Origin of the sequence: Mesorhizobium sp. M6A.T.Cr.TU.017.01.1.1, from assembly GCF_004023115.1 — a bacterium.
Classification (GTDB): domain Bacteria; phylum Pseudomonadota; class Alphaproteobacteria; order Rhizobiales; family Rhizobiaceae; genus Mesorhizobium; species Mesorhizobium mediterraneum.
Genome location: NZ_RZTA01000021.1, coordinates 1 through 17,949, shown reverse-complemented (window position 1 = coordinate 17,949; position 17,949 = coordinate 1). Strand labels below are relative to the sequence as shown.

19 protein-coding genes are annotated in these 17,949 nt (G+C 63.5%); 15 read left to right on the top strand and 4 right to left on the bottom strand.

The genetic code is table 11. From position 1 onward, the window contains the following. Together EOB36_RS34990 and lptE are read left to right on the top strand one after the other, a co-directional pair. A partial coding sequence (locus tag EOB36_RS34990) for a class I tRNA ligase family protein (RefSeq protein WP_245467707.1) occupies positions 1 to 562 on the top strand: 562 nt, incomplete at its 5' end. Further along, positions 549 to 1,136 (top strand): LPS assembly lipoprotein LptE, encoded by a 588-nt coding sequence (lptE, locus tag EOB36_RS09440; RefSeq protein WP_127206277.1) that lies wholly within the window; start codon positions 549 to 551, stop codon positions 1,134 to 1,136. The genes EOB36_RS34990 and lptE, both read left to right, overlap by 14 nt. A 106-nt stretch (positions 1,137 to 1,242) precedes the next feature. Here lptE and fsa read toward each other — a convergent pair whose 3' ends face one another. Then, on the bottom strand, positions 1,243 to 1,896 hold the full coding sequence (fsa, locus tag EOB36_RS09435; RefSeq protein ID WP_128284729.1) for a fructose-6-phosphate aldolase: 654 nt from the start codon (positions 1,894 to 1,896) through the stop codon (positions 1,243 to 1,245). Between the two features lie 90 nt (positions 1,897 to 1,986). On the opposite strand from fsa, the gene EOB36_RS09430 reads away from it, so the two are divergent. Continuing rightward, entirely contained in the window at positions 1,987 to 4,170 is a 2,184-nt protein-coding gene (locus tag EOB36_RS09430; protein ID WP_127206278.1) for a primosomal protein N', read from the top strand. Between the two features lie 11 nt (positions 4,171 to 4,181). On the opposite strand, the gene EOB36_RS09425 is transcribed toward EOB36_RS09430, so the two are convergent. Together EOB36_RS09425 and EOB36_RS09420 are read right to left on the bottom strand one after the other, a co-directional pair. Further along, complete coding sequence (locus EOB36_RS09425) at positions 4,182 to 4,637, bottom strand: type II toxin-antitoxin system VapC family toxin (protein ID WP_127206279.1); 456 nt, start codon at positions 4,635 to 4,637, stop codon at positions 4,182 to 4,184. After that, complete coding sequence (locus EOB36_RS09420) at positions 4,634 to 4,879, bottom strand: type II toxin-antitoxin system prevent-host-death family antitoxin (protein WP_095487571.1); 246 nt, start codon at positions 4,877 to 4,879, stop codon at positions 4,634 to 4,636. Before EOB36_RS09420 ends, EOB36_RS09425 begins: the two co-directional genes overlap by 4 nt. 67 nt (positions 4,880 to 4,946) lie before the next feature. Here EOB36_RS09420 and EOB36_RS09415 point away from each other — a divergent pair, with 67 nt between their 5' ends. The 7 genes from EOB36_RS09415 (at position 4,947) to EOB36_RS09380 (ending at position 11,560) form a co-directional block, all read left to right on the top strand. Beyond that, positions 4,947 to 5,642 (top strand): aspartate/glutamate racemase family protein, encoded by a 696-nt coding sequence (locus EOB36_RS09415; protein WP_095487569.1) that lies wholly within the window; start codon positions 4,947 to 4,949, stop codon positions 5,640 to 5,642. A 95-nt stretch (positions 5,643 to 5,737) separates the two neighbouring features. After that, complete coding sequence (locus EOB36_RS09410) at positions 5,738 to 6,133, top strand: DUF4345 family protein (RefSeq protein ID WP_095487567.1); 396 nt, start codon at positions 5,738 to 5,740, stop codon at positions 6,131 to 6,133. A 245-nt stretch (positions 6,134 to 6,378) separates the two neighbouring features. After that, a complete protein-coding gene (locus EOB36_RS09405) occupies positions 6,379 to 6,939 on the top strand; it encodes a F0F1 ATP synthase subunit delta (protein ID WP_095487565.1) in 561 nt (186 codons plus the stop codon). Continuing rightward, the gene (atpA, locus tag EOB36_RS09400) at positions 6,939 to 8,468 is read left to right on the top strand and encodes a F0F1 ATP synthase subunit alpha (RefSeq protein WP_128284728.1); all 1,530 of its coding nucleotides are present in this window, start codon (positions 6,939 to 6,941) and stop codon (positions 8,466 to 8,468) included. The genes EOB36_RS09405 and atpA overlap by 1 nt, the downstream gene beginning before the upstream one ends. A gap of 33 nt (positions 8,469 to 8,501) precedes the next feature. Then, on the top strand, positions 8,502 to 9,386 hold the full coding sequence (locus EOB36_RS09395) for a F0F1 ATP synthase subunit gamma (protein WP_127206281.1): 885 nt from the start codon (positions 8,502 to 8,504) through the stop codon (positions 9,384 to 9,386). 73 nt (positions 9,387 to 9,459) lie between these two features. Then, positions 9,460 to 11,043 (top strand): F0F1 ATP synthase subunit beta, encoded by a 1,584-nt coding sequence (gene atpD / locus EOB36_RS09385; protein ID WP_164897486.1) that lies wholly within the window; start codon positions 9,460 to 9,462, stop codon positions 11,041 to 11,043. Between the two features lie 109 nt (positions 11,044 to 11,152). Beyond that, positions 11,153 to 11,560 carry a F0F1 ATP synthase subunit epsilon gene (locus EOB36_RS09380; protein ID WP_128284725.1) on the top strand — a complete coding sequence of 136 codons (408 nt, stop codon included), beginning with the start codon at positions 11,153 to 11,155 and terminating at the stop codon, positions 11,558 to 11,560. Positions 11,561 to 11,738: 178 nt separating this feature from the next. On the opposite strand, the gene EOB36_RS09375 is transcribed toward EOB36_RS09380, so the two are convergent. Then, complete coding sequence (locus tag EOB36_RS09375) at positions 11,739 to 13,265, bottom strand: mannitol dehydrogenase family protein (protein WP_128284724.1); 1,527 nt, start codon at positions 13,263 to 13,265, stop codon at positions 11,739 to 11,741. Positions 13,266 to 13,425: 160 nt separating this feature from the next. On the opposite strand from EOB36_RS09375, the gene uxaC reads away from it, so the two are divergent. The 5 genes from uxaC to EOB36_RS09350 all read left to right on the top strand — a co-directional run. Continuing rightward, positions 13,426 to 14,835 (top strand): glucuronate isomerase, encoded by a 1,410-nt coding sequence (gene uxaC, locus EOB36_RS09370; RefSeq protein ID WP_128241784.1) that lies wholly within the window; start codon positions 13,426 to 13,428, stop codon positions 14,833 to 14,835. A gap of 37 nt (positions 14,836 to 14,872) precedes the next feature. Next, complete coding sequence (locus EOB36_RS09365) at positions 14,873 to 15,850, top strand: TRAP transporter substrate-binding protein (RefSeq protein WP_127206166.1); 978 nt, start codon at positions 14,873 to 14,875, stop codon at positions 15,848 to 15,850. A 103-nt stretch (positions 15,851 to 15,953) separates the two neighbouring features. Beyond that, positions 15,954 to 16,481: a TRAP transporter small permease gene (locus tag EOB36_RS09360; RefSeq protein WP_128241815.1), complete on the top strand. Its 528-nt coding sequence runs from the start codon at positions 15,954 to 15,956 to the stop codon at positions 16,479 to 16,481. A gap of 4 nt (positions 16,482 to 16,485) precedes the next feature. After that, positions 16,486 to 17,766 (top strand): TRAP transporter large permease, encoded by a 1,281-nt coding sequence (locus EOB36_RS09355; RefSeq protein WP_128241783.1) that lies wholly within the window; start codon positions 16,486 to 16,488, stop codon positions 17,764 to 17,766. Positions 17,767 to 17,775: 9 nt separating this feature from the next. Continuing rightward, positions 17,776 to 17,949 (top strand): GntR family transcriptional regulator (locus EOB36_RS09350; protein WP_164897484.1); only part of this gene is annotated, 174 nt, incomplete at its 3' end.

Genomic DNA, 17,949 nt, shown 5'->3' with positions numbered 1-17,949 from the left:
GTCGACGGCCGCCGAATCGCTTGCCGGCACCCAACCGGCAGCGGCGGAGGAGGGCGAGGCGGGGACTGTTTCCAAGGCCGCGCATAAGATCCTGAAATCCGTCGGCGAGGATATCGAAAAGCTCGCCTTCAACCGCGCCATCGCCCGCATCTACGAGCTCGCCAATGCGCTCACAACGCCGCTCAACGAGGTGGCCGAAGGCAAGGCCGGTGCGGCGCTGAAAGGTGCCTGCCGGCAAGCCGTCGACATCCTTGTGCATCTGATCGCGCCGGTCATGCCGCATCTGGCCGAGGAATGCTGGCAGACGCTCGGCGGCACCGATCTGGTCGCCGAACGGCCCTGGCCGGTCTACGATCCGTCGCTCGTCGTCGACAGCGAGATCGTGCTGCCGGTCCAGGTCAACGGCAAGAAGCGCGGCGATTTGACAATTGCCCGCGACGCGGACCAAGGTGCGGTCGAAAAAGCGGTTCTGGCTCTCGACTTCGTGCAGAAAGCGCTCGAAGGTAAGGCGCCGCGCAAAGTGATCATCGTCCCGCAGAGGATCGTCAATGTCGTTGCCTGACTTAGGGAAGACAGAAGTGACGTATTTGCTGCGCCGTATCGCCCTTTGCGGCCTGGTCGCTTCGGTTGCGCTGGTTTCGGCCTGCACGGTGCGCCCGCTCTATTCGAGCGCGCCGCTGTCGGCCGGGTCGCAAGTTGGCGCTGCCGCCGAACTCGGGTCCATCTCGGTCAAGCCGGTCAACACCCGCTACGCCCAGCAGGTCCGCAACAATCTGATCTTCGCGCTCGGCCAGGGTGCGGGGGAGCCGGCTTCGCCCGCCTATTCGCTCGATCTCGGCGTTAGCGAGCTTGTTGAATCCGCTGCAATTGTGCAAGTCACGACCGATGAGGACGAGCCGACGGCGGGCACGGTGATACTGACCGCGAACTATGTGCTGACCGACGCCAAGACCGGCACGACCATCGCGACCGGCAAGCGCTCGATAGCGTCGTCTTTCGACAAGCCCCGTCAGGAGTTTGCCTCCTACCGGGCGCAAATCGACGCCGAGAACCGCGCGGCGCGCGAACTGGCGGAGCTGCTGCGCCTGTCGATCGCCCAGGATCTGGTCAAGCACGGCAAGACGGTGGCGGGTTAACTTTCCGGCCTCGATCAAGACGTTCCGGTTCTCGCCCACAGCCGCTTGCTGGCGCACAAAAAAGGCCGATTGCTCGGCCTTTTTTCATGAACGCGGCGTCTTGATTTCAGCCGATCTTCTGGCCGGTCTTGGCCCAGTCGGCGAGGAATTGCTCCAGGCCCTTGTCGGTCAGCGGGTGCTTGACCAGCGCCTCTAGCGTCGCCGGCGGCGCGGTGATGACGTCGGCGCCGATCAGCGCGGCCTGCTTGACATGGTTCACCGTGCGCACCGAAGCGGTCAGGATCTCGGTCTGGAAATCATAATTATCGTAGATGGTGCGGATGTCCGAGATCAGTTCCATGCCATCCCAGCCGGTGTCGTCGATGCGGCCGACGAAGGGCGAGATGAAGGAGGCGCCGGCCTTGGCGGCGAGCAGCGCCTGGGTCGCCGAGAAGCAGAGCGTGACGTTGACCATGCGGCCGTCCGACCGGATATCCTTACAGGCTCTCAGGCCGTCGAGCGTCAGCGGCACCTTGATGCAGACATTGTCGGCGATCCTGGCCAGGATCTTGGCCTCCGCCATCATGTCCTTGTATTCGGTGGCGACGACTTCGGCAGAGACCGGGCCCTTGACGATCTCGCAGATCTCCCTGGTGACGTCGGCGATCTTGCCGCCGGATTTGAGGATCAGCGAAGGATTGGTGGTAACGCCGTCGAGCAGCCCCAGATCGTTCAGGTCACGGATTTCATTGACATCGGCAGTGTCGACAAAAAATTTCATGGCGGGTCTCCTGAAGATTTTCATGTGCATGCCATGCACATTTGGGGTCGGCCTTTGCTCTAGACGAAAGTCGGGGCAAGGTCACGCCTCATGATCGAAGATTCGCCCTTTGTCGCAGCCGCGCCAGTGCTGGTGCCGATGCCCGCCGAGCGCCCCTACACCTATGCCGTGCCCGCCGGCATGCGCGTGGTGCCGGGCTCGATCGTGCGCGTGCCGCTTGGTCCGCGCCAGGTTGCGGGCATCGTCTGGGATGGCGCCGTCGAAAAAGTCGATGCCAAAAAACTGCGCCCGATCGAGCAGGTCTTCGACTGTCCGCCAATCGACCGCGCCATGCGCCGCTTCGTCGACTGGATCGCGCAATACACGCTGTCGCCGCCCGGCATGGTGGCGCGCATGCTGCTGCGGGCGCCGGAGGCCTTCGACCCGGAACCGTGGATCGAAGGGTTGCAACGCACCTTTGCCAAACCCGATCGGATGACGGGTGCGCGGATGCGCGTGCTGGAAACAGCCGAAGGCGGGCTTGCCTGGACGCGGTCCGGGCTGGCGCATGCGGCCGGCGTTTCGTCGACCGTCATCGACGGGCTGAAAGCGCAAGGCGTGTTCGAGACCGTCATGATCCCGCCGCGACCGGTGGTCGCAGCACCCGACCCGGGCTACGCCCAGCCTTCGCTGATGCCGGACCAGAGTGACGCGGCCGAGATGCTGCGCACCAATGCCACGGCCGGCGCATTCGGCGTCACGCTGCTCGACGGCGTGACCGGATCGGGCAAGACGGAGGTCTATTTCGAGGCGGTGGCGGCGGCGCTCGACCGTGGCAAGCAGGTGCTGATCCTGCTGCCGGAGATCGCGCTGACCCACGCCTTTCTCGAGCGCTTCCAGGAGCGGTTCGGCGCCAAGCCGGCGGAATGGCATTCGGACCTGCCGCCAAGGATGCGCGAGCGTGTCTGGCGGCAAGTGTCGGAAGGTGGCGTGCGCGTGGTTGCCGGCGCGCGTTCGGCGCTGTTTTTGCCTTTCAGGGAACTCGGGCTGATCGTCGTCGACGAGGAGCACGACCCCGCCTACAAGCAGGAAGACCGCGTCTTCTACAATGCGCGCGACATGGCGGTGGTGCGCGGCCATATCGGTGGCTTTCCGGTGGTGCTCGCCTCGGCGACGCCGTCAGTCGAGAGCCGGGTCAATGCGAGCCAAGGCCGCTATAGCAGGGCGGTGCTGTCGGCGCGCTTTGCCGAGGCGGCCCTTCCCGACCTGAAGACGATCGACATGCGCCGCGCCCCGCCGGCACGCGGCGGCTTCCTGTCGCCGGTGCTGCTTGGCCAAATGCGGCAGACGCTGGAGAAAAAGGAACAATCGCTGCTGTTCCTCAACCGGCGCGGTTATGCGCCGCTGACGCTGTGCCGGGTCTGCGGCCATCGCTTCGGCTGCCCGGTCTGCTCGGCCTGGCTGGTCGAGCATCGTTTTCGCGGCCAGCTGGTCTGCCACCATTGCGGGCACAATGAACGCCGTCCCGAGGCCTGCCCGGAATGCGGCACGCTCGATCATCTGGTCGCCTGCGGGCCGGGCGTCGAGCGCATCGCCGAAGAGGTCGTTGCGCATTTCCCCGACGCCCGAACCATCGTGCTGTCGTCCGACCTGATGGGCGGTGTTCGGCGGCTGAGGCTGGAGCTTGAAGCCATCGCCAATGGCGAGGCCGACATCGTCATCGGCACGCAGCTTGTCGCCAAGGGTCACAATTTCCCCAACATGACGCTGGTCGGCGTGGTCGACGCCGATCTCGGTCTTGCCAATGGCGATCCGCGCGCCGCCGAGCGCACCTTCCAACTGCTCAGCCAGGTGACGGGCCGCGCCGGAAGAACCGGCAAGAAAAGCCTTGGCCTGCTGCAGACCTTCCAGCCCGACCACCCGGTGATGCGGGCGATCGTCTCCGGCGACGCCGAGGCTTTTTACGAGCGCGAGATCACGGAACGTGAACGAGCGGCGCTGCCGCCTTTCGGCCGGCTCGCCGGCGTCATCGTCAGTGCGGCGACGCGGGCGGAAGCCGAAGGGCACGCCCGCGGCCTGCGGCGTGCCGCACCGCAGGCAAGCGACCTGTTCGTGCTCGGACCGGCCGAGGCGCCGCTGTCGCTGATCGGCGGCCGCCATCGCTTTCGCCTGCTGATCCAGGGCGAGCGGCGCGCTGACATGCAAGGGTTCATCCGAGCCATGCTGGCCGAGGGACCGAAGATACGGGGCTCGGTGCGTGTGCAGGTCGACATCGACCCGCAGAGCTTTTTGTGATGGGCGAAGAATTAAGCCCTTGGCCCGCCCTCGGCGAATGGGTTCAGGTACGGTACATCGAGGATGGCGAAATGCCGGACATTGGCTGTCAAGACAGACAGGCCGTTCAAACGAGCAGTCGCTGCGATCAAGACATCAGCCAAGCCCGGATTGACACCTCGTGCGATAGTTGCGTCTTCCAGTCGTCCGGCTTCTCGCGCGATTGCAACATCGACGGGGAGTATGCGCTGGTCAAATTCGATAAGTAAACTTTCGAACCAGCGGCTAATGCGTTCCACCTTCGCATGTCCGCCTGACCGCTTCAGTTTCGCGATGCCTCTTTCCACCTCTAGAATTACGATCGACGACATATGCCAGGAGCCACGCTCCCGTTGTTCAGCAATCCACTTCTGCACATGTTGAGGAATCGGAGTGCGGCCAGGTGCAAAGGCCGAGAGAAAAGACGTATCAAGCAGATAGTCGCTCAAAACTCGACTTCCCGCGATGGCGATTCGTTCCGCTCAAGCTCGATGCCACCTGGGTATTGAAGCAGGAAATCCACGAAGTCTTTTTGGCTGTTTTGCGGATAGAGCTTCCGTCCCTCATCGATCGGTACAACCATGGCTGTCGGCTTGCCGTGCTTGGTAATGACAGTAGGCTCGCCATTCGCCGCCGCCGCCACGAGCACGGAAAGGCTCGCCTTCGCTTCTCGTAGCTGCATTGTCTTCATGCGAGAACTCCTTGTGGTCTCATGTGGTCACAATATAGGAATCGCACAGGAAAAGGAACAGCCCATCATGAAAACCCTTGGCCTCATCGGCGGCATGAGCTGGGAATCGACAGCGATTTACTACCGCCTGCTCAACGAGATCGTGCGCGAGCGGCTGGGTGGGCTGCATTCGGCGAAACTGCTGCTGTGGTCGTTCGACTTCGCCGAGATCGCCGAACGGCAGCACGCTGGCGACTGGCAGGGGGCGGGCGTTCGGCTGGTCGACGCCGCGCGCAAGCTGGAAGCAGCCGGCGCCGAAGGGCTGCTGATCTGCACCAACACCATGCACAAGCTGGCCGACACGGTGCAGACGGCGGTGTCGATACCGCTCATCCACATCGCCGACGCCACCGCCGTTGCGATCAGCCAGGCCGGCGTCAAGCGGCCGGCGCTGCTGGCGACGCGCTTCACCATGGAACAGGATTTCTACAAGGGCCGGCTCACCGACAAATACGGACTTCAACCGGTGGTGCCTGATCAAGCCGGGCGGGATATGGTTCATCGCGTGATCTACGACGAACTTTGCCAGGGCATCGTCAGTACCGAATCAAAGGCGGCCTACGTTGATGAAATCGCTCGCCTGCGGCGCGACGAAAAGATTGACGGCGTCATCATGGGGTGTACCGAGATCACCATGCTGATCGGCCAGCCGGACTTCGACATTCCTGTGTTCGATACGACGCGCATCCATGCCGAGGCGGCGGTCGAATTCGCGCTAGGTTGATGCGCTTTTCCTAAAGTGCCGGCGCCATCTGGCGCATGTCTCTTCCTTCGCTAGAATGCCCGAAATTTCGAAACAGCCATTTACGAGGGGACAGTATGGAATTTGCGTTTCCATGGCCGATGAGCCAGGGCGAGTGGCTGGCGTGGTCGAGCGCTGTCGTGACGTTGCTGTTCGGCCTGCTGCTTTTCCTGGCGCCGGGGCTGGCCTTCCGCATCCTGCGGCTGCAGGTCAAGCCCGAGAAGGCGGCGGCGATCGCCGAAGGGCGTGGCAGGATGTCGGGCTTCTATCTCGGCGTTAGCCTGTGCTGCATTCTGCTGGCGCAGCCGCTGCTCTACATGGCGCTTGGCTTTTCCTGGCTGTTCACCGCCTTCGGCCGGCTGCTGTCGATGATGTCGGATGGCGCCAACACGCCTTTCAACTGGGTTTCAATTGTGGTGGAACTGGTGTTGGCGGCGCTGCCGCTTGCCTTCGCCTTCGGCTTTGTGCCTTGAATCAAAGGCTAATTCGGGGCCAGTCGTTGAGCTCGGCCGCCAGATGCGACAATAGTGCCTAAAACCATGCAGGACGACGCATTGCGGTCTTAAAATGCCTGTGCTAGACGGCAATCGACTTTCGGCCGGGGATAGCGGAAGCCGCGCCTCCGTGCTTGGAAAAATGCAGTAAGGTCAAAGATTTAGCCAGAGTTCTCGCTCGCGCCAATAATCTGCGGCCTGTCAGACAAGAGAAAAGACGGTCCGTGGCCCAATCGTCATCGCCAATCTCAGGTGTTGCAGAACGCTATGCGGGTTCGCTGTTCGAGCTCGCGCTGCAGGCAAACTCGGTTGCTAAGGTTGAGGCTGACCTCAACAGTTTCGCGACGATGCTCGAAGGCAGTGCCGACCTCACCCGTCTGATCAATAGCCCGGTGTTCTCCAGCGAGGACCAGGCCAGGGCCATTGCGGCGATCGCCGACAAGGCAGGGATCACCGGCCTCACCGGAAATTTCCTGCGCGTCGTCGCCCAGAACCGCCGGCTGTTCGCCATCCCTGGCATGATCAAGGCTTTCCGCCAGATCGCCGCCGAGCATCGTGGCGAGACCGCCGCTGAAGTCACCTCGGCGCATGCGCTGACGGCGGCTCAGCAAACCGAGCTGAAGGCGGCGCTGAAAAGCGTTGCCGGCAAGGATGTCGCGATCACCGTGACCGTCGATCCGTCGCTGCTCGGCGGGCTGGTGGTCAAGATAGGCTCGCGCCAGATCGATACGTCGCTCAAAACCAAACTCAATTCGCTCAAGCTTGCACTGAAAGAGGTCGGCTGATGGACATCCGCGCCGCGGAAATTTCCGCAATTCTGAAAGACCAGATCAAGAATTTCGGCAAGGAGGCCGAGGTCTCCGAAGTCGGCCAGGTTCTGTCCGTCGGTGACGGCATCGCCCGCGTCTACGGCCTCGACAATGTCCAGGCCGGCGAGATGGTCGAGTTCCCCGGCGGCATCCGCGGCATGGCGCTCAACCTCGAAGCCGACAATGTCGGCGTCGTCATCTTTGGCGCCGACCGCGACATCAAGGAAGGCGACAGCGTCAAGCGCACCGGCGCCATCGTCGATACGCCTGTCGGCATGGGCCTGCTCGGCCGCGTCGTCGACGCGCTCGGCAACCCGATCGACGGCAAGGGGCCGATCCAGGCGACCGAGCGCAAGCGCGTCGACGTCAAGGCGCCCGGCATCATTCCGCGCAAATCGGTGAACGAGCCGATGTCGACCGGCCTCAAGGCCATCGACGCGCTGATCCCGGTCGGCCGCGGCCAGCGCGAGCTGGTCATCGGCGATCGCCAGACCGGCAAGACCGCGATCATCCTCGACACGATGCTCAACCAGAAATCGGTGCACGATCACGGGCCGGAGAAGGAAAAGCTCTATTGCGTCTACGTCGCCGTCGGCCAGAAGCGCTCGACCGTCGCGCAGTTCGTGAAAGTTCTCGAAGAGCGCGGCGCGCTCGACTATTCGATCATCGTCGCCGCCACCGCTTCCGATCCGGCGCCGATGCAGTTCCTGGCGCCGTTCACCGCCTGCACCATGGGCGAGTATTTCCGCGACAACGGCATGCATGCGCTGATCAGCTATGACGATCTGTCGAAGCAGGCCGTCGCCTACCGCCAGATGTCGCTGCTGCTGCGCCGCCCGCCTGGCCGCGAAGCCTATCCGGGCGACGTCTTCTATCTGCATTCGCGTCTTCTGGAGCGGGCCGCCAAGCTCAATGACGACAATGGCGGCGGTTCGCTGACGGCGTTGCCGATCATCGAGACCCAGGCCAACGACGTGTCGGCCTACATCCCAACCAACGTCATCTCGATCACCGACGGCCAGATCTTCCTGGAAACCAATCTGTTCTTCCAGGGCGTCCGCCCGGCAGTCAATGTCGGCCTGTCGGTGTCGCGCGTCGGCTCCTCGGCGCAGATCAAGGCGATGAAGCAGGTCGCCGGCTCGATCAAGGGCGAGCTCGCGCAGTACCGCGAAATGGCGGCCTTCGCTCAGTTCGGCTCCGACCTCGACGCCGCCACGCAGCGCCTGCTCAACCGCGGTGCGCGCCTGACCGAACTCCTGAAGCAGCCGCAATTCTCGCCGCTCAAGGTCGAGGAACAGGTCGCGGTGATCTTCGCCGGCGTCAACGGCTATCTCGACAAGCTGGCGATCGACCAGGTCAGCAAGTTCGAGCATGGCTTGCTCAGCCACATGCGCTCGGCCGGCAAGGAGGTGCTCGACGGTATCCGCAAGGAGAAGGCGCTGTCGGACGATCTACGCGCCAAGCTGAAGGCGGAGATCGACACCTTCGCCAAGACCTTCGCTTGAACGAAGCCGGACGGACGGGATCAGGTTTGAAGCATGCCTTCATTAAAAGACCTTCGTAACCGTATCGCCTCGGTCAAGGCGACGCAGAAGATCACCAAGGCGATGCAGATGGTCGCCGCGGCGAAGCTGCGCCGCGCGCAAGAGGCGGCGGAGGCCGCGCGCCCCTATTCGGAGCGCATGGGCGCGGTGCTGGCCAACATCACCCAGGCGATCGGCGGCGGCGGCGAGGCCCCGGCGCTGATGACCGGCACCGGCAAGGACGACGTGCATCTGCTCGTCGTCTGCACTGCCGAGCGTGGTCTGTGCGGCGGCTTCAATTCGCAGATCGCACGCTTCGCCCGCGACCACATCCGCAAGCTTCTGGCCAACGGCAAGAAGGTCAAGATCATCTGCGTCGGCAAAAAAGGGTTCGACATCCTGCGCCGCGACTACGCGGAGCTGATCATCGAGCGCGTAGACCTGCGCGAAGTGAAGACGCTCGGCTTCGTCAATGCCGATGCCATTGCCAAGAAAGTCATCCAGCTTTTCAACGGGGGCGGCTTCGACATCTGCACGCTGTTCTACTCGCAGTTCAAGTCGGTGATCAGCCAAGTCCCGACGACCCAGCAGATCATCCCGGCAGGTGTGGCTTCGGCTGCCGCCGAGACGACGGACGGCGGCAATGCCGTCTATGAATACGAGCCGGAGCCGGGCGAAATCCTCTCCGACCTCATCCCGCGCAACATCTCCGTGCAGGTCTTCCGTGCGCTGCTCGAAAACGCGGCCGGCGAGATGGGTGCCAAGATGAGCGCCATGGATAATGCGACACGCAACGCCGGCGACATGATCAACAAATTGTCGATCACCTATAACCGCCAGCGGCAGGCTCAGATCACCAAGGAATTGATCGAAATCATTTCGGGCGCCGAGGCGCTCTAGGCGTGCTCCCACGAAGGTCTGTGACCTTCAAGCGGATCGCGTGAGAAACAAAGAGACGAAAAGGGTAAAGACGATGGCGAAAGCAGCGACCCCCCAGAAGGCGGCCCCGAAGACCGCCGCGAAGGCGGCAGCACCGGCAAAGGCTCCGGCAGCGGCAGCAAAGGCGGCTCCGGCCAAGAAGGCGGCAGCACCCGCCAAGCCAGTCTTCTTGATGGCGACGGTCGGCGCCTTCGCCGCAACAGCCTTGGCGGGCAAGGTTCGCCAGGTCATCGGCGCCGTTGTCGACGTGCAGTTCGGCGAACATCTACCGGCGATCCTGAACGCGCTGGAAACGTCCAATGTCGGCAACCGCCTCGTGCTCGAGGTGGCCCAGCATCTCGGCGAGAACACGGTGCGCTGCATCGCCATGGACTCGACCGAAGGTCTGGTTCGCGGCCAGGACGTCTATGACACAGGCGCGCCGATCACCGTGCCGGTCGGCCCGGGCATGCTCGGCCGCATCATCAACGTCATCGGCGAGCCGGTCGACGAGGCAGGCCCGGTCGACGGCATCGAGATGCGCTCCATTCACCAGCCGGCTCCGACCTATGTCGAGCAGTCGACGGAAGCGCAGATTCTCGTCACCGGCATCAAGGTTCTCGACCTGCTTGCGCCCTATGCCCGCGGCGGCAAGATCGGCCTGTTCGGCGGTGCCGGCGTCGGCAAGACGGTGCTGATCCAGGAACTGATCAACAACGTCGCCAAGGCGCATGGCGGCTTCTCGGTGTTTGCCGGCGTCGGCGAGCGCACCCGCGAAGGCAACGACCTCTATCATGAGTTCATCGAGTCCGGCGTCAACAAGAAGGGCGGCGGCGAAGGATCCAAGGCGGCGCTCGTCTATGGCCAGATGAACGAGCCGCCCGGTGCGCGCGCCCGCGTCGGCCTGACCGGCCTGACGGTCGCCGAATATTTCCGCGACCAGGGTCAGGACGTGCTGTTCTTCGTCGACAACATCTTCCGCTTCACGCAGGCCGGCTCCGAAGTGTCGGCGCTGCTCGGACGTATTCCTTCGGCCGTGGGTTACCAGCCGACGCTGGCCACCGACATGGGTGCGCTGCAGGAACGCATCACGACGACGACCAAGGGCTCGATCACCTCGGTGCAGGCGATTTACGTGCCGGCCGACGATCTGACCGACCCGGCGCCGGCGACCTCGTTCGCCCACCTCGACGCGACGACCGTGCTGAACCGCGCGATCTCGGAAAAGGGCATCTATCCGGCCGTCGATCCGCTCGATTCGACCTCGCGCATGCTCGACCCGATGGTCGTCGGCGAAGAGCACTACCAGGTGGCCCGCCAGGTGCAGTCGATCCTTCAGCGCTACAAGTCGCTGCAGGACATCATCGCCATCCTGGGCATGGACGAGCTGTCGGAAGAGGACAAGCAGACGGTCGCCCGCGCCCGCAAGATCGAGCGCTTCCTGTCGCAGCCCTTCTTCGTCGCCGAAGTGTTCACCGGCGCGCCGGGCAAGCTGGTCGATCTCGCCGACACCATCAAGGGCTTCAAGGGCCTCTGCAACGGCGACTACGACCATCTGCCGGAAGCCGCCTTCTACATGGTCGGCGGCATCGAGGAAGCGGTCGAGAAGGCTCAGCGCCTGGCGGCTGAAGCGGCGTAATCAAGGCAATAGGGAGTAGTCAGTAGTCAGTAGTGAATAGCAGCCGGGTGATCGGGACAATTGTCCTCTCCCTACTCCCTACTCACTATTCCCTACTCACTAAATTGACATGGCTGAAGCTTTCAAATTCGAACTGGTCTCGCCGGAGCGCCTGCTGGTTTCCGAGCAGGTCGAATCCGTCGTCATTCCGGGCGCCGAAGGCGAAATGACTGTCATGGCGCATCACGCGCCGGTCATGACCACGATCAAGCCGGGTGTCGTCACGGTGAAGACCGCCGCCGGCAAGGAAGAACGCTACGTCGTGTTCGGCGGCTTTGCCGACATCGTTCCGGCTGGCTGCACGTTGCTGGCAGAATCGGCGGTAGCCGTCGGCGACATCGACCGCGCCGACCTTGCCCGCCGCATCCAGGAAGCCAGGGAAGACGCCGCCGACGCCAAGGACGATCAGACCCGTACCAAGGCCGAGCAGTTCCTTAGCCAGCTCACCACACTCGAAGGCGCCATCCTGCCGGCATAGAGGCTGGGCTATCCCTCGCCATTCAGGGCGAAGCGGAGCGTAGGTCCTGGGATTTATGCTACGACATCGGCCAAGAGTAGGACGGCCCAGGATAAAGCTTCCGTCGCGTTCCTTCGCGGCCCCCTCTGTCCTGCCGACCTCCGCAATCCGATCCTAGCCAGCGCTAGGTCCCCTAGGTTCATTCGCTCCGTATGCCGAGTGCGGCGAGGGCGAAGGCCACTCCGCCTTGCCGCAACCGTTCGAGATGGGCGGCCGCCAGGTCGATCAGCGTCAGGCGCTCAGCACCGCCCTTGGCGAAGCCGGCCAGGTCGAACACCGCCGCAACCGCTTCGCCAGCCGATAGCTGCCGAGTGCCGAGTGCGGCCAGGGCCAAGTCGAGCGGATCGGTGAAATGATTTTCCGGCAGGGATTTGCCGCGCGCCTCGCAAGCGGCGATCCAGGCGGCCACCACCAGCATCAGATGCGCGGGCGGGGCACCGGCACTCAGCCGCTCCGTGGCCGAGGCAACGATGCGCTGCGGCAGTTTCTGGCTGCCGTCATTGGCGATCTGCGCCGTCCGGTGGGCAAGCGCGGTGTTCGAATAGCGCTTAGCGAGTTGAGCCGTGTAGTCGGTCGTGTCTAGCCCGGCGTCCTGCGGCAGCGTCGGGATGGCCTCGGCCCATAATCCGTCGACGAATTGACGGATCGCCGGATCGGCAAAGGCGCGGTCGACCGTCTCATATCCGCTGAGCAGGCCGAGATAGGCGATGGCCGAATGCGAGCCGTTGAGCAGCCTGAGCTTCATGTCCTCGAACGGCCCGACATCACCGACCATGGTGACGCCGAACTTTTCCCAGGCCGGCCTGCCCGCCGGGAAATCGTCTTCGACCACCCATTGGCAGAATGGCTCGGTCATCACCGGCCACGCGTCTTCGACGCCGAGCTGGCCTGATATCCGTGTCCGGTCGGCATCGGTGGTCGCCGGCACGATGCGATCGACCATGCTCGACGGAAACGCCACCTCGTCGGCGATATGGCGGGCGAGATCGGCATCGCCTGAAGTGGCGAGCCTGGCATCGCCTGAAGTGGCGAGCCTGGTACCGCGTAGCGCGGCGAATTCGACCAGCAGCCTGTGCAGCGTGGCGCCATTGGCCGGGAGATTGTCGCAGCAGAGCACGGTGAATGGCCGGATGCCGGCGGCACGGCGGCGCGCAAGCGACTCGGTCAGGAAACCATGCGCCGTTCGCGGCATTTGCGGGTTCGCCAAATCATGGACGATGTCGGGATGAGCTGTGTCCAGCCCGCCGCCCGCCGCCCTGAGATAGGCTTTTTCGGTGATCGTCAGCGTGACGATCGAGGTGCGCGGATCGGTCAGCGCGGCCAGCACCGCGCCGGAATCCTCCGGAGCCACCAGCATCGACAGGATCGAGCCGACGACGCGCAGGCTTTCACTGTCGCTGCTTCTGACCGCCAGCGTGTAGAGCCCGTCCTGCGGCGCCAGCGCGTCGCGTGTGTCGGCGCTGCGCAGCGAGACGCCGACAATGCCCCAATCCGTCTCTCCCGCCGCCAGGCAGTCGTCGACATAGGCTGCCTGATGAGCGCGGTGGAACGCGCCGACGCCGAGATGGACGATACCTGGCACGATCTGGTCGCGATCGTATCGGGGGATCGCGACGGGGGCCGGCAATGCCTGCAGCGTGCTGTTGGAAAGGCGTCTGTTGGTCATGGTGCGGCGATCGTCCGGAGCGTGGCTGGCAGCGGCGTAACATCCGTTTCCATCCTGCACAATGGGTCACCGCCATCAAGTCATCATATAACAACCCGATTTTTGTATGTTGACATAACTTCTTTCCGATCCTACCGATTGCCGTATTGGGAGGATTGATGTGGCCGTGCTGACCGATCCGGATTTGCTGTTTCCATCGGAGACGCGTCCGCTTTCGCTTGCCCGCGATCTTTACGCCGGCGTGAAGAACCTGCCGATCGTCAGCCCGCATGGTCACACCGATCCGCGCTGGTATGCGCTCAACGAGGCGTTTGCCGATCCGGCGCAATTGCTTGTTGTGCCGGACCATTACATCTTCCGCATGCTGTTCAGCCAGGGCGTTCGCCTTGAGGATCTCGGAGTGCCAACGCTCGACGGCTCACCGGTGGAGACCGACGGCAGGACGATCTGGCGGCGGTTCGCCGAGCACTATTACCTGTTCCGCGGCACGCCGACGCGGCTGTGGTTCGACCATGTGCTTGCCCATCTGTTCGGCATCGAAGAGCCGCTGACGGCCGCAACCGCCGACCGCCATTACGACATGATCGCGACCTTGCTGCAGTGGGAGAATTTTCGCCCCCGAGCGCTGTTCGAGCGCTTCAACATTGAGGTCATCGCGACGACCGAAGGCGCGCTCGACGATCTCAAATGGCACCAGATGATCCGCGACAGCGGCTGGGATGGGCGCGTCGTCACCGCCTATCGGCCGGACGCGGTCGTCGATCCCGATTTCGAAGGGTTTTCGGCCAATCTCGACCAGCTCGGAGAAATCACCGGCTGCGATACCGGTAACTGGGCCGGCTATCTCGATGCGCATCGCCAGAGACGAGCCTTCTTCAAGAGTTTCGGCGCGACCGCGTCGGATCACGGCCATCCAACGGCGGAGACCGCCAATCTGTCGGATGCCGCCGCGCAGGAGCTGTTCAACCGCATCCGCCGGGGCTCGGATGACGAGCGCGAGCGAAAACTGTTTCGTGCCCAGATGCTGACCGAGATGGCCAAGATGAGCCGCGACGATGGGCTTGTCTTGCAAATCCATCCCGGCTCCTTTCGCAATCACTCGCCTGCCGTCTTCCAGAGGTTCGGCAGGGACAAGGGTTTCGATATCCCGACCAGAACCGACTATGTGACGGCGCTGAAGCCGCTGCTCGACTGCGTCGGGCTGGAGCGCGACCTTACCATCATCCTCTTCACGCTGGACGAGACCAGCTATGCGCGCGAGCTGGCGCCGCTCGCCGGCGTCTACCCGGCGCTGAAACTCGGGCCGGCCTGGTGGTTCCACGACAGCCCGGAGGGCATGCGCCGGTTCCGCGAGATGACGACCGAGACGGCCGGCTTCTACAACACCGTCGGCTTCAACGACGATACCCGCGCTTTTCCATCCATCCCGGCTCGCCACGATGTGGCGCGTCGGGTCGATTGCGCCTTTCTTGCGCGTCTCGTCGCCGAGCACCGGCTCCGCGAGGAAGAGGCGCACGAGTTGGCGCAGGATCTTGCCTATACGCTCGCAAAAAAGGCGTACCGGCTCTAACGGCGCTTGCCGCCATCGTTCAAACGGGAGGAAACCAATGCTGCATTTTTCTAGACTGGCGGGAGCTACGCTGCTTGCCGCCGCACTGATGGCTGGAACGGCAAGCGCCCAGACGGTTCTGCGCTCGTCCGACACGCATCCGGACGGCTATCCGACGGTCGAGGCGGTCAAATATTTCGGCGAGCTTGTGAAGGAGCGGACGGCCGGCCGCTATACGGTCGAGCTTTATCATTCCGCGCAGCTCGGCGAGGAAAAGGACACGATCGAGCAGGTGCGCTCCGGCGTGATCGACCTCAACCGCGTCTCGATGGCGCCGTTCAACGGGCTTATTCCCGAAACCACCGTGCCTTCGCTGCCCTACATCTTCCGCTCGGAAGACCATATGCACAAGGTCATTGACGGAGCGGTCGGCGACCAGATCGCGGCGGCGTTCGAACAGGTCGGGCTGGTGCTGCTTGCCTTCTATGACGGCGGCGCGCGCTCCTTCTACAATTCGAAGAAGCCGATCAACTCTGTAGCCGATCTGGCCGGCATGAAGTTCCGCGTCATCCAGTCCGACATCTTCGTCGACATGGTGGCGGCACTCGGCGCCAACGCGACGCCGATGCCGTATGGCGAGGTGTATTCGGCGATCGAGACCGGGGTCATTGACGGCGCGGAGAATAATTTTCCGAGCTACGATACCGCCAAGCATGCGGAAGTGGCCAAGTTCTATTCGCTCGACGAGCACACGATGGTGCCGGAAGCCTTCGTCATGGCGAAGTCGAGCTGGGACAAGCTGACGCCGGAAGACCAGGCGATCTTCAAGGCGGCGGCCAAGGAAAGCGTCGCCAAGCAGCGTGAGCTGTGGGCCGCCAAGGTCAAGGAATCGCGTGCCAAGGTCGAGGCGGCCGGTTCGCAGATCACGACGCCGGACAAGCAGCCCTTCATCGACGCGATGGGCCCGGTCTACGAGAAGCACGTCAAGGACGACAAGCTGAAGGCCATGGTCGAGGCCATCAAGGCCGCGCAGTGATCAAGCGGCGGCGCGGGCATTCCGCGCCGCCATCCTCTTGCGGAGAGAACCGGTGACCTTCAGCCCAGAACAGAGACCGCCCCTTGCCGGCATCGCGCGCGTGATGTCGCGCGTCAGCACGGCGGCGCTGTGGATCGCCGGCATCGGGCTGGTGCTGATGACCGCCTTCGTCGCCTGGCAGGTGTTCGGCCGCTATGTTCTGAACCGCTCGCCGAGCTGGACCGAGCAGGGCTCGGTGATGCTGATGAGCTGGTTCATTTTCCTCGGCGCCGCCGTCGGCGTGCGCGAGAACTATCACCTCGGCTTCGACGTCCTGCTCTACGTGCTGCCGAAAAGCGGCAAGCGTTGGCTGAGGATGATCTCGGACCTCGTCGCGCTCGCCTTCGGCATCGGCATGATCTGGTATGGCAGCCAGCTGGTCGCCTTGACCTGGGGCGCCACCTTGCCGTCGCTCGGCATATCAGGGGGCTGGGACTACGTCCCGCTTGTCGCGGGAGGCGCGCTCATCGTGCTTTTCACGCTGGAGCGGATCGTGCTTCGCCTCTCCGGTGCGCCGATCGACGATGCGCTCGATGAACTGCCGCCGGCGGAAGTCGCAGCCGAACTCGACACAGCGAATGTGAAGGTCTGACGCCATGGAACTCTGGATACTCTTCGGCGTCTTCACCGTTCTGATGCTTATCGGCACGCCGATCGCTTTCTGCCTCGGCGTCGCAAGCTTTGCCACAGTCCTCTACATGGGCCTGCCGCCGCTCATCGTGTTCCAGCGCCTGAATTCCGGCATGAGCGTCTTTTCGCTGCTGGCCATTCCGTTTTTCATCTACGCCGGCGACTTGATGGTGCGCGGCGGCATCGCCAGCAAGATCGTCGCCTTCGCCGGCTCGCTCGTCGGCCACATGCGTGGCGGTCTCGGGCAGGTCAACATCGCGACCGCTACACTGTTCGGCGGCATTTCGGGCTCCGCGGTGGCGGAGGCGGCAGCGGTCGGCGGTTTGATGATCCCGCAGATGAAGGCGCGTGGATATGGAGCGGACTACGCCGTCAACGTCACGTCGATGGCGGCGCTGATCGCGTTGCTCCTGCCGCCGTCGCACAACATGATCATCTACTCGATCTCGGCAGGCGGAAAGATCTCGATCGCCGACCTGTTCACGGCCGGCATCATCCCGGGCCTGCTTTTGGCCCTGGCACTGATGGTCACCGCCTATTTCGTGGCGCGCTCCCGCGGCTATCCGACCGAGCCGTTTCCGGGTTTCGCCGCCGTCGCGCATCTCTTCGCTGTCGCGGTGCCCGGCCTGCTGCTGATCGCGATCATCTTCGGCGGCGTGCGATCGGGTATTTTCACGGCCACCGAGAGTTCCTGCATCGCCGTCATCTATGCGCTGCTCGTTACCGTCCTCGTTTACCGGCAGATGACTTGGGAAGGTTTCGTTCATGCCACCCATGGCGCCGTGCGCACCACGGCCATGGTGCTGCTCATCATCGGCATGGCGGCGGCGTTCTCGTGGTTGATGGCCTTCCTGAAAGTGCCGGCGGCGCTCATAGCCTCGATGAACGCGATCTCGGAAGATCCGCTGGTCGTGCTTCTCCTGCTCAACGTCTTGATGCTGTTCCTCGGCACCTTCATGGACATGGGGCCGACGATCATCATCTGCACGCCGATCTTCCTGCCCGTGGCACAGGCCTACGGCGTCGATCCGGTGCATTTCGGCGTCATCATGATCCTCAACTTCGGCATCGGGCTGAACACGCCGCCGGTGGGCGCCGTGCAGTTCGTGGCGTGCGCGGTCGGCAAGATATCCGTCTGGGAAGCGATGCGCTCGATCTGGCCATTCTATGGGGCAGGCCTCGTGGTGCTGGGGCTCGTCACTTACATTCCGGCCATCTCGCTATGGCTGCCGAGCGTCTTCAAATAGGGGTTGGCAATGGCATCGGATACGGCGATCAGCCTGAAGGTCGAACGCAAGCCCAAGCTGTCGGAGACCGTGGTCGCGGCGATCCGCAAGCAGTTGCAGGCGGGCGAGATCCAGCCAGGCCAAAAGCTGCCGACCGAGGGTCAGCTGACCGAAACCTTCGGGGTCAGCCGCACCGTCATCCGC

Excerpts from the sequence above, each read along its gene's own strand:
- lptE (WP_127206277.1), top strand. The coding sequence starts at position 549 with ATGTCGTTGCCTGACTTAGGGAAGACAGAAGTGACGTATTTGCTGCGC.
- fsa (WP_128284729.1), bottom strand. The coding sequence starts at position 1,896 with ATGAAATTTTTTGTCGACACTGCCGATGTCAATGAAATCCGTGACCTG.
- EOB36_RS09430 (WP_127206278.1), top strand. The coding sequence starts at position 1,987 with ATGATCGAAGATTCGCCCTTTGTCGCAGCCGCGCCAGTGCTGGTGCCG.
- EOB36_RS09420 (WP_095487571.1), bottom strand. The coding sequence starts at position 4,879 with ATGAAGACAATGCAGCTACGAGAAGCGAAGGCGAGCCTTTCCGTGCTC.
- EOB36_RS09415 (WP_095487569.1), top strand. The coding sequence starts at position 4,947 with ATGAAAACCCTTGGCCTCATCGGCGGCATGAGCTGGGAATCGACAGCG.
- EOB36_RS09410 (WP_095487567.1), top strand. The coding sequence starts at position 5,738 with ATGGAATTTGCGTTTCCATGGCCGATGAGCCAGGGCGAGTGGCTGGCG.
- atpA (WP_128284728.1), top strand. The coding sequence starts at position 6,939 with ATGGACATCCGCGCCGCGGAAATTTCCGCAATTCTGAAAGACCAGATC.
- EOB36_RS09395 (WP_127206281.1), top strand. The coding sequence starts at position 8,502 with ATGCCTTCATTAAAAGACCTTCGTAACCGTATCGCCTCGGTCAAGGCG.
- atpD (WP_164897486.1), top strand. The coding sequence starts at position 9,460 with ATGGCGAAAGCAGCGACCCCCCAGAAGGCGGCCCCGAAGACCGCCGCG.
- EOB36_RS09380 (WP_128284725.1), top strand. The coding sequence starts at position 11,153 with ATGGCTGAAGCTTTCAAATTCGAACTGGTCTCGCCGGAGCGCCTGCTG.
- EOB36_RS09375 (WP_128284724.1), bottom strand. The coding sequence starts at position 13,265 with ATGACCAACAGACGCCTTTCCAACAGCACGCTGCAGGCATTGCCGGCC.
- EOB36_RS09365 (WP_127206166.1), top strand. The coding sequence starts at position 14,873 with ATGCTGCATTTTTCTAGACTGGCGGGAGCTACGCTGCTTGCCGCCGCA.
- EOB36_RS09360 (WP_128241815.1), top strand. The coding sequence starts at position 15,954 with ATGTCGCGCGTCAGCACGGCGGCGCTGTGGATCGCCGGCATCGGGCTG.
- EOB36_RS09355 (WP_128241783.1), top strand. The coding sequence starts at position 16,486 with ATGGAACTCTGGATACTCTTCGGCGTCTTCACCGTTCTGATGCTTATC.